Origin of the sequence: Mycolicibacterium sp. lyk4-40-TYG-92, assembly GCF_030209435.1 — a bacterium.
Classification (GTDB): domain Bacteria; phylum Actinomycetota; class Actinomycetes; order Mycobacteriales; family Mycobacteriaceae; genus Mycobacterium.
In genome coordinates this window covers 262147-275649 of the sequence record NZ_JARVRX010000020.1, presented here as the reverse complement: position 1 = coordinate 275649, position 13503 = coordinate 262147, and the positions used below count along the sequence as shown (strand labels likewise).

Annotated in this window: 16 protein-coding genes; 12 read left to right on the top strand and 4 right to left on the bottom strand. The window is 68.1% G+C overall.

Features of this window, described 5'->3' with window-relative positions:
- Positions 1-44: 44 nt before the first annotated feature.
- The gene (locus tag QRN63_RS25940; RefSeq protein ID WP_285033732.1) at positions 45-2681 is read left to right on the top strand and encodes a DNA translocase FtsK; all 2637 of its coding nucleotides are present in this window, start codon (positions 45-47) and stop codon (positions 2679-2681) included.
- A 109-nt stretch (positions 2682-2790) separates the two neighbouring features.
- On the top strand, positions 2791-3309 hold the full coding sequence (locus QRN63_RS25935) for a DUF4282 domain-containing protein (RefSeq protein ID WP_285033731.1): 519 nt from the start codon (positions 2791-2793) through the stop codon (positions 3307-3309).
- Here QRN63_RS25935 and QRN63_RS25930 read toward each other — a convergent pair whose 3' ends face one another.
- Positions 3310-3831: an amino-acid N-acetyltransferase gene (locus QRN63_RS25930; RefSeq protein ID WP_020101886.1), complete on the bottom strand. Its 522-nt coding sequence runs from the start codon at positions 3829-3831 to the stop codon at positions 3310-3312.
- Positions 3832-3886: 55 nt separating this feature from the next.
- Here QRN63_RS25930 and pgsA point away from each other — a divergent pair, with 55 nt between their 5' ends.
- From pgsA to pspM, 4 genes are all read left to right on the top strand, one after another.
- Complete coding sequence (pgsA, locus tag QRN63_RS25925; RefSeq protein WP_285033730.1) at positions 3887-4471, top strand: CDP-diacylglycerol--glycerol-3-phosphate 3-phosphatidyltransferase; 585 nt, start codon at positions 3887-3889, stop codon at positions 4469-4471.
- A 118-nt stretch (positions 4472-4589) separates the two neighbouring features.
- The gene (gene clgR, locus QRN63_RS25920) at positions 4590-4913 is read left to right on the top strand and encodes a transcriptional regulator ClgR (RefSeq protein WP_043393801.1); all 324 of its coding nucleotides are present in this window, start codon (positions 4590-4592) and stop codon (positions 4911-4913) included.
- Positions 4914-5094: 181 nt separating this feature from the next.
- A complete protein-coding gene (gene pspA, locus QRN63_RS25915) occupies positions 5095-5904 on the top strand; it encodes a phage shock protein PspA (protein WP_267317086.1) in 810 nt (269 codons plus the stop codon).
- 24 nt (positions 5905-5928) lie between these two features.
- Positions 5929-6753, top strand: a complete 825-nt coding sequence (gene pspM / locus QRN63_RS25910; RefSeq protein WP_285033729.1) for a phage shock envelope stress response protein PspM — start codon at positions 5929-5931, stop codon at positions 6751-6753.
- A gap of 3 nt (positions 6754-6756) precedes the next feature.
- Here the strand turns inward: pspM and QRN63_RS25905 are convergent, their stop codons facing one another.
- Positions 6757-7200: a DUF5313 domain-containing protein gene (locus tag QRN63_RS25905; RefSeq protein ID WP_267317088.1), complete on the bottom strand. Its 444-nt coding sequence runs from the start codon at positions 7198-7200 to the stop codon at positions 6757-6759.
- Between the two features lie 21 nt (positions 7201-7221).
- Positions 7222-7659, bottom strand: a complete 438-nt coding sequence (locus QRN63_RS25900) for a limonene-1,2-epoxide hydrolase family protein (RefSeq protein ID WP_267317089.1) — start codon at positions 7657-7659, stop codon at positions 7222-7224.
- Between the two features lie 61 nt (positions 7660-7720).
- On the opposite strand from QRN63_RS25900, the gene QRN63_RS25895 reads away from it, so the two are divergent.
- The 6 genes from QRN63_RS25895 to recX all read left to right on the top strand — a co-directional run bounded on the left by QRN63_RS25895 (position 7721) and on the right by recX (position 12532).
- On the top strand, positions 7721-8896 hold the full coding sequence (locus QRN63_RS25895) for a glycosyltransferase (protein WP_285033728.1): 1176 nt from the start codon (positions 7721-7723) through the stop codon (positions 8894-8896).
- A gap of 9 nt (positions 8897-8905) precedes the next feature.
- Positions 8906-9100 (top strand): DUF3046 domain-containing protein, encoded by a 195-nt coding sequence (locus QRN63_RS25890; protein ID WP_267317091.1) that lies wholly within the window; start codon positions 8906-8908, stop codon positions 9098-9100.
- A 126-nt stretch (positions 9101-9226) separates the two neighbouring features.
- Positions 9227-10021 carry an SDR family NAD(P)-dependent oxidoreductase gene (locus tag QRN63_RS25885; protein ID WP_267317092.1) on the top strand — a complete coding sequence of 265 codons (795 nt, stop codon included), beginning with the start codon at positions 9227-9229 and terminating at the stop codon, positions 10019-10021.
- Between the two features lie 17 nt (positions 10022-10038).
- A complete protein-coding gene (locus QRN63_RS25880) occupies positions 10039-10812 on the top strand; it encodes an SDR family oxidoreductase (protein WP_267317093.1) in 774 nt (257 codons plus the stop codon).
- Positions 10813-10977: 165 nt separating this feature from the next.
- Complete coding sequence (gene recA / locus QRN63_RS25875) at positions 10978-12030, top strand: recombinase RecA (protein WP_020101876.1); 1053 nt, start codon at positions 10978-10980, stop codon at positions 12028-12030.
- Positions 11999-12532, top strand: coding sequence for a recombination regulator RecX (gene recX / locus QRN63_RS25870; RefSeq protein WP_267317094.1), 534 nt, complete (start codon positions 11999-12001; stop codon positions 12530-12532). Before recA ends, recX begins: the two co-directional genes overlap by 32 nt.
- A 4-nt stretch (positions 12533-12536) precedes the next feature.
- Here the strand turns inward: recX and QRN63_RS25865 are convergent, their stop codons facing one another.
- Entirely contained in the window at positions 12537-13463 is a 927-nt protein-coding gene (locus QRN63_RS25865; RefSeq protein ID WP_285033727.1) for a hypothetical protein, read from the bottom strand.
- Between the last annotated feature and the right edge of the window lie 40 nt (positions 13464-13503).

The following is a 13503-nucleotide window of genomic DNA, read 5'->3' as shown; positions in this document are numbered from 1 at the left end:
TGGCAGATGGTGCAGATGGGGTGATTGCGACTAGGCTGGCAGCCATGGCGAGTAAAACCGCAACGAGCTCAGCTAACCGGGCCAAGGCCGGGTCGGCGAATCGTGGCGCAGCCGGTTCGGGGGCGCGTTCATCGAAGTCAGGCAGTACAAAGTCCGGGCGGCCGGCACGTCCGCCGGCCCCGAAATCACCCGCTCGCAAGCCGGCCCGCAAACCTGCACCGCATCCGTCTCCGGTCGCTACCGCCGGCGCCGCGGTGGGTCGGGGCGCCCGCGCCGGCTGGCTGATGCTCGCGAAGGGCGCCGGAACGACCGCCCGCAGCGTCGGCCGCGCACGCGAACTCGAGCCCGGACACCGCCGTGACGGCATCGCGCTGGCACTGCTCGGCGTCGCCTTCCTCATCGCGGCGAGCTCCTGGTTCGACGCAGCGCGGCCGGTCGGCGCCTGGATCGACTACGGCGTCCGCACCGTCATCGGATCCGCGGTCGTGGTCGTGCCCGTACTGCTGCTGGCGCTGGCCGTCACGTTGATGCGCACCCATCCGAACCCCGACGCCCGGCCCCGGCTGATCCTCGGCGCCGCCATGATCGGGCTGCCGGTACTGGGTCTGTGGCACATCTGGGCCGGCGCGCCCGCCGAACCGGGGGAGCGCCGCGGCGCCGCCGGCTTCGCCGGGTTCGTCATCGGCGGGCCGCTCTCGGACGGGCTGACCGTCTGGATCGCCACGCCGCTGCTCATCATGGGCGTGCTGTTTGGCCTGCTGCTCGTCACCGGCACGACCATCCGGGAACTGCCGGACACCTTGCGCTACATGGTCTCCGGTCGCCTGCACGGCCAGCACGACGAGGACTATGACGACGCGCCGGCCGGCTTCGTCGACGACTTCGCCGATGACTTCTCGGACGGCTACTACGACGACCCGACCTACTCGCGTGACGAACCCGAGGCCTGGCCCGGCTCGGACCAGACCACCGCGGCCATGACGCGCCCGCTGGGCCGCACGCCGATGGACAACTACCCGGTCGAGCCCGCGGCCGACGAGGCGCCGACCGCGCCCGAGCCGGCCGCCAAGCCGCCGCGCCGCCGCAAGGCCCAGAACGTCGCGGACCCCGTGCCCACCAAGGCCAAGGGCCTGGAAAAGGCGCAGGACGACGGCTTGTCCCTGGACCGCGTGATCGAGGGCGACTACACACTGCCGCCGCTCGACCTGCTGGCCGACGGCGACCCGCCGAAGCGCGTCGGCCGCGACAACGACCGCATCATGTCGGCCATCTCCGAGGTCATGGAGCAGTTCAAGGTCGACGCCACGGTCGTCGGCTTCCAGCGCGGCCCGACCGTCACGCGCTACGAGATCGAGCTCGGGCCGGGCGTCCGCGTCGAGCGGTTCACCCAGCTGCAGCGCAACCTCGCCTACGCGGTGGCCAACGAGCACATCCGCCTGCTCGCACCGATCCCCGGCAAGTCCTTGGTCGGTGTCGAGGTGCCGAACAGCGACCGCGAGATGGTGCGGCTCAAGGACGTGCTGAACGCGCCCAGCACCCGCAAGGACCACCACCCGATGGTGTTCGGCATCGGTAAGGACGTCGAAGGCCACTTCATCAGCTACAACCTGGCCAAGATGCCCCACCTCCTGGTGGCCGGCTCCACCGGTTCGGGTAAGTCGAGCTTCATCAACTCGATGCTGGTGTCGCTGCTGCAGCGCGCCACCCCGGACGAGGTCCGGATGATCCTGGTCGACCCCAAGATGGTGGAATTCCCGCCGTACCAAGGCATTCCGCACCTCATCACGCCCGTGATCATCGACCCGAAGAAGGCCGCCGCCGCGCTGGCGTGGCTGGTCGAGGAGATGGAGCAGCGCTACCAGGACATGAGCGCCAGCGGCGTCCGGCACATCGACGACTTCAACAAGAAGGTGCGCTCGGGCGAGATCACCGCACCGCTGGGCAGCGAGCGGGTCTACAAGGCCTACCCGTACATCCTGTGCGTCGTCGACGAGCTGGCCGACCTGATGATGCAGGCGCCGCGCGACGTCGAGGATGCCATCGTCCGCATCACGCAGAAGGCCCGTGCCGCGGGCATCCACCTGGTGCTGGCCACCCAGCAGCCGGTGGTGTCGGTCGTGACGGGTCTGATCAAGGCAAATGTGCCGTCCCGCATGGCATTCGGCGTCACCAACGCGACCAACTCGCGCGTCATCCTCGACCAGGTCGGCGCCGAGAAGCTCACCGGTAAGGGCGACGCGCTGTTCCAGCCGTCGGAGGCCCCCAAGCCCATCCGCGTGCAGGGCGCCTATGTCAGCGACGACGAAATCCAGGCCGTCGTCGCTTTCACCAAGCAGCAGGCCCAGCCCGAGTTCATCGACGGCGTCACGGTCAAGACCGTCGAGAAGCGCGAGATCGACAGCGACATCGGCGACGACATGGACGTCTTCCTGCAGGCCGTCGAACTGGTCGTGTCGAGCCAGTTCGGGTCGACCTCGATGTTGCAGCGCAAGCTGCGGGTCGGGTTCGCCAAGGCCGGCCGCCTGATGGACCTCATGGAGACGCGCGGCATCGTCGGACCGTCCGAGGGCTCCAAGGCCCGCGAGGTCCTGGTCAAGCCCGACGAACTCGCCGGCACGCTGATGCTGATCCAGGGCGGCTCCGACGCCAACGGCTCGATGGGCGACGACCCGGGATTCTGATCGGTGTGGCCGAAGTCACACCAGGGGTGATCGGCGGTGCGGATAACAACGGCGATCGGTGGCTGACGGCGCCGACTGTGGGAGGCTGGACTCCTAAGGAGGCTTTGCCGTGGTTGACATTTCGCGCAGCCCAGCGACGGAAGCGGAGCTCGATCCCGAGTTCGAATCCGGTGGTCGCAGCTGGCCTGCACTGACGGCGTTCACCGACTTCGGATTCCGGAAGTCGGCGGCGCAGCACGTGGTTCCGCTGTTGTACGGGCTGGTCATCGCCGGTGCGGTGGTTCTGTATCTGACGGGCGCCGTCGTGGCGTTCGAGTTGTCCGTGTTGCTCGGTGTGTTCTGGCTGCTGCTCGCCGGTCCGGTCACCTGCGTGGCGATCGTGTTGGTGGCGCGGGTGGTCCTGGAGTCGCTGAGTGGGTTCATGGCGATGGGTCAGCAGGTCGACGAGCTGAACGAACTGGTGCTGGAGATCGCCGAGCTGATGATCGGGGTGTCCGACAAGATCGAGGTGATCCCGACGCTGCCGTCCTTCGGCCGGGGCGGGCGGTCCCGTCGGCGGGCCGCGATCATGGACATGCGGGACCGGATCGTCGCACGCCGGAGCGCCGCAGCCGACGGCGCCGATTAGCTACAGCGTGACCAGCATCCGGGTGTTGCCCAGGGTGTTCGGCTTGACGTAGGAGAGGTCCAGGAACTCGGCCACACCGGTGTCATACGACCGGCACATCTCTTCGTACACCTCGGCGGTGACGGGCGTGCCCTCGATCTCCTTGAAGCCGTGCCGGCTGAAGAAATCGGTCTCGAAGGTCAGCACGAAGACGCGCTGCAGCTGCAGTTCCCGGGCCACGTCGAGCAGTTTGGCCACCACCGCGTGTCCGACGCCCATACCGCGCACCTTGGGGTGGGCCGCGACGGTACGCACCTCGCCGAGATCGGCCCACAGCACGTGCAATGCGCCACAGCCGACGATCTCGCCGTGCAGGTCGGCCACCCAGAACTCCTGGACCGCCTCGTAGAGGGTCACCAGGTTCTTCTCCAGCAGGATCTTGCCCGCGTAGATGTCGACGAGGGCCTTGATGCCCGGTACGTCGGAGGTCCGGGCGCGGCGAACCACCAGCCCTGTGGTGGCGGGTTTCGGTGCGTCGCTCACATGTGGAGGGTATCGGCTGCGTATGGCCCGGTAGGTGACCGGATAAGCTGTGTCGGTGACAGGCCAGTCAGATACCGATCCGCGCGCCTCACGCGCCGGCGTGGCGAACATCGCCAATCTGCTGACCGGCCTGCGCATCGTGCTGGTGCCTGTGTTCCTGGCGGCGCTCTTCGTCGGTGACGGTCACGAAACCCGTTGGCGGATCGCCGCTTTCGTCGTGTTCGCGGCAGCCGTCATCACCGACCGGTTCGACGGCGAGATCGCCCGCAGCTTCGACATGGTCACCGAATTCGGCAAGCTGGCCGATCCCATCGCCGACAAGGCCCTGATCGGTGCCGCGCTGATCGGGCTGTCGATGCTCGGCGACCTGCCGTGGTGGATCACGGTCGTGATCCTGGCCCGCGAGCTCGCAGTGACGCTGTTGCGGTTCGCGGTGATCCGGCGCGGCGTCATTCCCGCCAGCCGTGGCGGCAAGCTCAAGACATTGGTGCAGGCCGTGGCGATCGGATTGTTCATCCTGCCCCTGCATGCCTGGCCCGCGCCGTGGCTGACCACCGCCTGGGTGTTCATGTGGGCCGCGGTGGTGCTGACCGTGCTGACCGGCATCGACTACGCCGTCTCGGCGTTTCGCCGGCCCTGATTCATCCGCTCGGGAACCAAAGCGGTGCGTCGCCGCGTTGGTGCCTACAAGACCGTGTAGAACGGGTGGTCCGGCCGGGCTGCGCGGCTGCTGTTACTTCAGGGCGAAGGGAAACGCGATGACGACATTACTGCGTGAGGTCATCGGCGACGTGCTGCGTCAGGCCCGTACCGGGCAGGGACGCACACTGCGCGAGGTGTCCGACGGTGCTCGGGTGAGCCTGGGTTATCTGTCCGAGGTCGAGCGGGGCCGCAAGGAACCCTCGAGTGAACTGCTCGGTGCCATCTGCGGCGCCCTCGAGGTGCCGCTGTCCCAGGTGCTGGCCGACGCCGCCGAGCAGATGCTGCATACCGAGCGCGCCGAGGCCGACCGCACGGTGGCCAACATCGATGTCGCCACCAAGGTCGTCATCCCGCAGCATCTCGCCATGGCGGTTGCCTGAGTCGCCTGGGCCTGAACCGCAGCAAGACGCGGGTGGCACTCGCCGCGCCGTAATCCTGCATGCGGGCTGCGTCCGGCTGTCCATACCCACTAGGTTGGCTGTAGACGCGCTGCCACCGCTGTGGCCGGCAACCTGACAACCGATCCCGAATCAACGAACGACACGAAGGCGGACCGATCTCATGGCCAATCCCTTTGTCAAAGCCTGGAAGTACCTCATGGCGCTGTTCAGCTCCAAGGTTGACGAATACGCCGACCCGAAGGTGCAGATTCAGCAGGCGATCGAGGAGGCCCAGCGTCAGCACCAGGCCCTGACGCAGCAGGCTGCCTCGGTGATCGGCAACCAGCGCCAGCTCGAGATGCGTCTCAACCGTCAGCTCGCCGACATCGAGAAGCTGCAGGCCAACGTCCGTCAGGCGCTGACCCTGGCCGACCAGGCCACCGCGGCCGGCGACGTCGCCAAGGCCACCGAGTACAACAACGCCGCCGAGGCCTTCGCCGCCCAGCTGGTGACTTCCGAGCAGAGCGTCGAGGACCTCAAGGCACTGCACGACCAGTCGCTGCAGGCCGCCACCCAGGCCAAGAAGGCCGTCGAGCAGAACGCCATGGTGCTGCAGCAGAAGATCGCCGAGCGCACCAAGCTGCTGTCGCAGCTCGAGCAGGCCAAGATGCAGGAGCAGGTCAGCGCCTCGCTGCGCTCCATGACGGAGATCGCCGCGCCGGGCAACACGCCCAGCCTCGACGAGGTGCGCGACAAGATCGAGCGCCGCTACGCCAACGCCATGGGCTCTGCCGAGCTGGCGCAGAATTCGGTTCAGGGCCGCATGATGGAGGTCCAGCAGGCCAGCGTGCAGATGGCCGGGCATTCGCGCCTGGAGCAGATCCGCGCGTCGATGCAGGGCAACTCCCTGCCGTCCGGCGGTGCCGCTGCGCCCGCCACTCCCGCGGCTCCGGCAGCCAATCCGGCTCCGGAAAACCCACTGTCGCAGTAACTTTCGAGATGTGAGGGGGCAGCGGTGAACGCCCAGTCGACCGGCCGTCGCGGGGAGACCCGGGGCTGGCAGGCGGTCCTGCAACGCAGCATCGACACCGCCGCCGAATTGTCCGACCTGGTGGCCCAGCGCCTCGGCGCGGCCGCCGACCCGCGGGCCCGGCTGCTGCGCAAGCGGCGCTGGGCGCTGCGACTGGGCTGGCTGTTCGCCGGTGCCGCCGCTTTCTGGATCGGGCTGACGGCGCTCCTGGCAGCCTGGAGCACGCCGTTCTGGGTGCTGATCATCACCGGTCCCATCGCCGGCGGCGCCGCTTTCCTGGCCACCCTGTGCTTCCTGCGCTACCGGTGGTTGCGCGGCGAGCCCCTGCCGCCGGCCCGGACGTCCCGGTCGCTCCCGCCCAGAAGCTCGGCGGCGCGGCGGCCCATGGAGACCCTGGCGTCGGCCGAACGCGGCCTGTACTCACTGCTGAGCGTGATCCAGCGCGGCGAGTTGCTGCCCGCGGCGGAGATCGCCGAGGTGACCGCCGCGGCCAACGTATCGGCCGCGGCGCTGGCCGGTACCGCCGGGGAAGTCGTCGCGATGGAACGCGCGGCAGGTTCGGTGCCGCAGTCCCGGGCGCATCTCGCCCCGACCATCAAGGCCTACACGGCCCAACTCGAAGCCGGCGTTCGACAGTACAGCGACATCGCCACGGCCGCAGCGCAATTGGTGTCGGCGGCGAACAGCGGCGCGGGTTCCGCCCGGTCGATGTCCGAACAGCGCTACCGCAGCGAACTGGTCGCGGCCACCGACCGGCTCAGTGCCTGGGCCCAGGCCTTCGACGAGCTGGGACGCCTGCGCCACGCCTGACGACTAGATCGTGGTGGAGCTGCCGGTGCCGTCATCGGTCCGGCGGCCGTATCGCTCCTCATAGGCCGCGTGGATGTGGGCGTTCTTCTGCCGCAGCGACTGCTCGAGCAGTTTCGGGTCGATGCCGTTCTTGACCAGCATGTGGCGGCGCCAGATCTTGTTCAGCGCGTGCGAGAAGTAGATCACCGGAATCAGGATGGGCACCGTCGCGCTGAGCCGGATGATCAGGTCCGAGCCGCCCGTGATACCGAGCAGCTCGGGCAGGAACCAGATCGGAATCAGGATCAGGAACGCCGGGATGAACATGCGGATGACCACACGCAGCGTCGCGCCCTCGCCGATGAGGTCCTCGGTCACCCACGCCCGCATCGAGTCGGGCAGCCGACCGCCGTAGCTGTACTTGATGTACTGCCAGGCGCTGGGCTTCGGGCGATTGTCGTTGGCCATGGTGGCCGATTTTACCGGTGGCTACATGGTCGGGCGCAGGGCCGGGATGGCGGCGCCGAGCAGACCGCGCACCGTGGCCTTGGCCATGTCGAACATGTCGAAGTAGTCGCGCCACAGCGTGATCCGGCCGTCGTGCACCTCGAACACGCCGCACACCCAGAATTGCAGGCGCACAGGTCCGATGACCAGCGCGTCGGTGCGCTCGTTGAGCACCGTCGTACCCTCGCCGACGATGCGGTGGAACTTGACCTCGAAACTGACGGGGCTCTTCTTCATGGGGCGGAACAGCTTCATCGCGCGGGTGCGGCCGTGGATGGTTGGCAGCCCGACGTTCTCGTAGACGAGGTTGTCGTCGAGCAGGCGGTCGGCGGTGTCCATGTCCTCGGCCTGCAGGGCGTAGAGGAAGGATTCGACGATCTCGGCGTTGGTCTGGGTCAATGCCGGCGTGCTCTGTGTCATAGGGCCCACGGTAATGCGCCTGCCCGCCGGTGCACAGGGGCCGGTGTGACAAGGTGACCCGATGCGCGTCGCCGTGGTTGCCGGGCCGGACCCCGGCCATGCCTTTCCGGCCATCGCGCTGTGCCTTCGGTTCCGGGCGGCCGGTGACCACCCGGTGCTGTTCACCGGCCGGCAATGGCTCGACACCGCCCGGGAGGCGGGCGTCGACGCGCGGGAACTGCTCGGCCTGGACCCCGAGGACGGCGACGACGACCTCGACTCGGGCGCCAAGATCCATCAGCGCGCCGCGCGGATGGCGGTCCTCAATGAGCCGGCGTTGCGGGACCTCGCGCCCGACCTGATCGTGTCCGATGTCATCACGGTGTGCGGCGGGATGGCCGCCGAATTGATGGGCCTGCCATGGGTCGAGCTGACGCCGCACCCGCTGTACCTGCCGTCGAAGGGACTGCCGCCGCTGGGCAGTGGGCTGGCGCCCGGCGCCGGCGTGCGCGGCCGCTTGCGGGACTCGGTGCTGCGGTTCCTCACGGCTCGTTCGGTGCGTCAGGGGAACCGGCAGCGGTCCGCGGCGCGCGTCGGAATCGGCTTGCCCGCCACCGATCCCGGGCCGGCGCGGCGGCTGATCGCGACGCTGCCGGGGCTGGAGGTGCCGCGCCCGGATTGGCCGGCCGAGGCCGTCGTCGTGGGGCCATTGCACTTCGAGCCGACGATGGCAGTGCTGGATGTCCCGCCCGGTTCGGGACCGGTCGTGGTGGTGGCGCCGTCGACCGCGATGACGGGGATGCAGGGCCTGGACGACCTGGCGCTGGAGACGCTGATCCCGGGACAGACGCTGCCCGACGGCGCCCGCGTCGTCGTCTCGCGGCTGCGCGGCGCCGATGCGCCGGTGCCGCCGTGGGCCGCGGTCGGGCTCGGGCGGCAGGATGAACTGCTCAAGCAGGCCGACGTCATGATCTGCGGCAGCGGCCACGGGATCGTGTCCAAGACGCTGCTGGCCGGGGTGCCGCTGGTGGTGGTGCCCGGTGGCGGCGACCAGTGGGAGATCGCCAATCGGGTTGTGCGGCAGGGCAGTGGTGAGCTGATCCGGCCGTTGACCCCGGAAGCGCTGACGGCGACCGTCGGCCGCGTGCTGGCGACACCGTCGTACCGGGAGGCGGCCCGCCGCGTGGGCCGGACCGGAGGCGACGTCGCCGACCCGGTGGCCGTGTGCCGCGCGGCGCTGGGCGGCGGTGCTGAGTAGGTTGGTGCGGTGCGACTGACCGAATTCACCCTGCTGGTCGAAGAGCAGTTCGGTGCGGCGCGCGGTGCTGCCTTGGTGTCTGACCACGTGCTGGCCGTTCTCGGCGGTCGTACCCCGGCACAAGCGATCGAAGCCGGTGTCGATCCCCGCGATGTCTGGCGGGCCCTGTGCGCGGACTTCGACGTCCCGCGCGATCAGTGGTGAGCAGAGCTTTTTAGTCTCGGACAACCAGTCACCCCACGGTGTTTGTCGGGCGACGACATGGTGCCGGACTGTCCGGTGCCGTTAGCGTTCTTCGGTTAGGGATTCCACTACCGAGGAGGATGGCCGTTGAGTGCCACCGTTGCTGTTGTCACCGGGGCCGGTCGGGGGATCGGCCTGGCCATCGCCAGTGCCCTTGCCGCACAAGGGCACCGCGTCCTCATCACCGACGTCGACGGAGACGCCGCGCAACGTGCCGCCGAGACAGTCGGGCGCGGCGCGTGGGGCGTCGCCCAGGATGTGCGTGACGTCGCGGGCCACGAAGCCGTCGCCGCGCTGGCGGCGCAGGAGGGCCGAATTGCGGTGTGGGTCAACAACGCCGGGGTGCTCCATGCCGGGAACTCCTGGGAGCAGCCCGCCGAGCATGTCGTCCAGACCCTCGACGTCAACGTCCGCGGCATGATGGCGGGGTGCATGGCGGCCGTCAACGCCATGGGTGCGCGCGGCGGCGTCATCCTCAACATCGCCTCGATCTCGGCGCTGACGCCGGTGCCGGGTCTGGCGGTGTACGCCGCGAGCAAGGCCGCCGTGCTGTCGTACACCACGTCGCTGCAGGGCGAGCTGCAGAACGCCGGTCTGCCGATCCGCGCCCGCGCGCTGTGTCCTGACGTGGTGAACACCGAGATGGTCACCTCGCGGGCCCATGATCCCGGTGCGGCCCTGCTGTTCTCGGGCCCGAAACCGCTTGCTGCGGAAGACATCGCCCGCGCCGCCCTGGAACTGATGGACTCCCGCCAGATCTTCCGGGTGGTGCCGCGCTGGCGTGGTCTGATCGCTCGCGGCAGCGATGTGGCCCCCGCTGCCGGTCTGCGGGCCCTGGCCTTGATGAGAATGCTGGGCCTGCGGCGTCAGCGTTCGCAGTGACCGTCTGAGGAGTAGCCATGAAAACCGTTGTGATCACAGGTGCGACAGCTGGAATCGGACGCGCGACGGCGCTGCGCTTCGACCGTGCGGGATATCGCGTTGCCGCCTACGGACGCAACCAGGCCGCGCTCGACGAACTCCGTGCCCAGTTGCGGCCGGAAGCGGTCGTCGACACGCTGAACGTCGAGGATGCCGACGCCTGGACCACGAGGCTGGGGGAGCTGACGGAAGTGACCGGCGGGCGGCTGGACGTCCTCGTCAACAACGCCGGCATCCTGAGCTCGGGCAACTTCATGGATATCCCATTGGCGGAGCAGCGCAAGATCGTCGACGTGAACGTCGGCGGCACCATGAACGGCTGCTACCTCGCGTATCCGTATCTGCGCTCGACACGTGGGGCCCAGGTGGTCAACCTCTGTTCCGCGTCGGCCATCTACGGTCAGGCCGAACTGGCCGCGTACTCGGCGTCGAAGTTCGCGATCCGGGGCCTCACCGAGGCGCTCGAGCTGGAGTGGGCCGCCGATGACATCAAGGTCAGCGCGGTCTGGCCGCTGTTCGTCGCCACCGACATGGTGTCGGGGGTGGACACCAAGAGCACGCGAGCCCTCGGAGTGTCCCTGACCGCGGAAGATGTCGCCGATTCGGTCCTGAAGACCGTCGAGAGCAAGCCGCTGCTGCCGCACGGACCGCACCACGCGGTCGGGTTGCAGGCCAGGGCGTTCATGGCGATATCGGATTTCACACCGTCCTGGCTGATGCGGGAGGTCAATCGCCGCGCCATGGGTCATTGATCGGCGTGTCTGCTTGAAGTCGAACATCTGTTCGTCCTACTGTGGTGCCAGTTCGAACGGCTGGAACGCGACCGACGCGAATTTTTTTGTCGGACCCCGCCGCTAGCGTCACGGCCAACCGATCGGAAACCCGATCAACGGACACCCACGAGGATGGAGACCCCCATGGCAGCACAGGCCCCGGATCGCGAGAAGGCACTCGAGCTCGCGCTGGCACAGATCGACAAGAGCTTCGGCAAGGGCTCGGTGATGCGGCTGGGAGAAGAGACCCGCCAGCCGATTTCGGTCATCCCGACCGGATCCATCGCCCTGGATGTCGCCCTCGGTATCGGCGGTCTGCCGCGCGGCCGCGTCATCGAGATCTACGGCCCGGAATCCTCGGGTAAGACCACGGTGGCCCTGCATGCCGTGGCCAACGCCCAGGCGGCCGGCGGCATCGCGGCGTTCATCGACGCCGAGCACGCGCTGGACCCCGAGTACGCCAAGAAGCTCGGTGTCGACACCGACGCACTGCTGGTCTCGCAGCCCGACACCGGTGAGCAGGCGCTGGAGATCGCCGACATGCTGGTGCGTTCCGGCGCCATCGACATCCTGGTCATCGACTCGGTCGCCGCCCTGGTGCCGCGCGCCGAGATCGAGGGCGAGATGGGTGACAGCCACGTCGGTCTGCAGGCCCGCCTGATGAGCCAGGCGCTGCGCAAGATGACCGGTGCGCTGAACAACTCCGGTACCACCGCCATCTTCATCAACCAGCTGCGCGAGAAGATCGGCGTCATGTTCGGTTCGCCTGAAACCACCACGGGTGGTAAGGCTTTGAAGTTCTACGCCTCGGTGCGTATGGACGTGCGCCGTATCGAGACGCTCAAGGACGGCACCGACGCGGTCGGTAACCGCACCCGCGTCAAGATCGTCAAGAACAAGGTGGCGCCGCCGTTCAAGCAGGCCGAGTTCGACATCCTCTACGGCCGCGGCATCTCGCGTGAGGGCTCGCTCATCGACATGGGTGTCGAGCACGGCTTCATCCGTAAGTCGGGTTCGTGGTTCACCTACGACGGCGAGCAGCTGGGGCAGGGCAAGGAGAACGCCCGCAACTACCTGCTGCAGAACGTGGATGCCGCCAACGAGATCGAGAAGAAGATCAAGGAGAAGCTCGGCATCGGTGCGGTGCTGACCGATGGTGCGGCTGATGACGTCCTTCCCGCCCCGGTCGACTTCTGAGACCGAGCCGGCGCAGCCGCAGCGGCGTGAGGAGCAGGCGCGGGATGTGTGCCTGCGTCTGCTCACCACCCGGGCGCGCAGCCGGGTTGAACTCGAAACTCAGCTGACCAAGCGCGGCTTCGCCGAAGATGTCAGCGCCCGGGTGCTGGACCGGCTCACCGAGGTTGGCCTCGTCGATGACGCGGCCTTCGCCGAGCAGTGGGTCAGGGAGCGTCGCACCAACGCCGGAAAAGGCAAGCGGGCCTTGGCCTCTGAGTTGCGGACCAAGGGCATCGACGCCGACGTGATCGCCGAGACGCTCGACAGTGTCGACGCGGGAGAGTGGCGGGTACGCGCCGAGGAACTGGTTGCCGCCAAGCTGCGGCGGGAAAAACTCGACGACGAGATGAAGGTGACTCGGCGGTTGGTCGCGATGCTGGCGCGCCGCGGCTACAGCCAGGGCATGGCCTTCGATGTGGTCAACACCCAGCTCGCGCAGGAGCGTCAGCGCCGCGTGGTCTAGTCATCTAGTCCTTGCCTGAGCCCTTGGCTTGCGGATGCCCAACCTTGGGCAGAGACAGCTTCGGCACCGAGAACTTGGGCACCGAGAACTTCGGCGCCGAGAACTTGGGTGCGGGCAACTTGGGCGGCGTGAACTGCCCGGCCGGCGGGTGATCGTCGCCGCCAGCAGTCGCGTCGAGAGGCTGCCGAGGATTCTTCGGCGGCGTCGGGACCTTGGGCGGCTTCGGGCTGAACGTCGAGATGATTGAATCCTGTTGCATCGTTGGTGTTTTCGGTGAGACCAGCGTCTTTGGGATGTCGGTCGCTGCCGCCGGCTTCGCGGCGGTGGTGAGCGGCACGGGGGTGTGCAACATGGCGTGGGTGAACTTCTCCACGGACGTGATCACCGCGCGTGCGAAGTCCGCCATCTGTTGGGTGACGTTGAGGCCGAACGCGGTGGTGTCGACGACGAATTGCTGACCGGGTCCCGCGTTGAACGGTGGAAATGCCGACAGGGTGGTGGCCCTGAACTGGAGTTGGAACACCGCGATGTCCTGGGCGAACCCGACGAGATCGCGTCCGGCCTCGAACTCGATGTCGGCGAACGCGCTCAGGGCTTGTGCGGCGGCGGTGGGTGGCGGCGTTCCGCTGCCGATGGCCGCGACGAAATTGCCGGGTATCTGCGTCTGGCGTTGGAACAGTGCGGCACCGGTGGTGACCCAATCGACGAACAGCCCGACGTTGAACATCACCTGCTGGTTGAGCAGATCGAGTGGCAACGGCAGCGGCTGCGCCGTCAGCGAGATGCTCGGCTCGGTGAGGACGGGCATCGCATGAGCGCCGGGGCGTCCTGGCGACGGAGCCGCGGTGAGAACCAGGCACGCGGTACACAGTGCCGCGACGGTCTGGGTTGGGGCTGGAACTGCTGTGAACGCACGAACCGCGACACTCATGACGCCTCCCGAGATCGAGTGAACCTCCATCAGGGACACG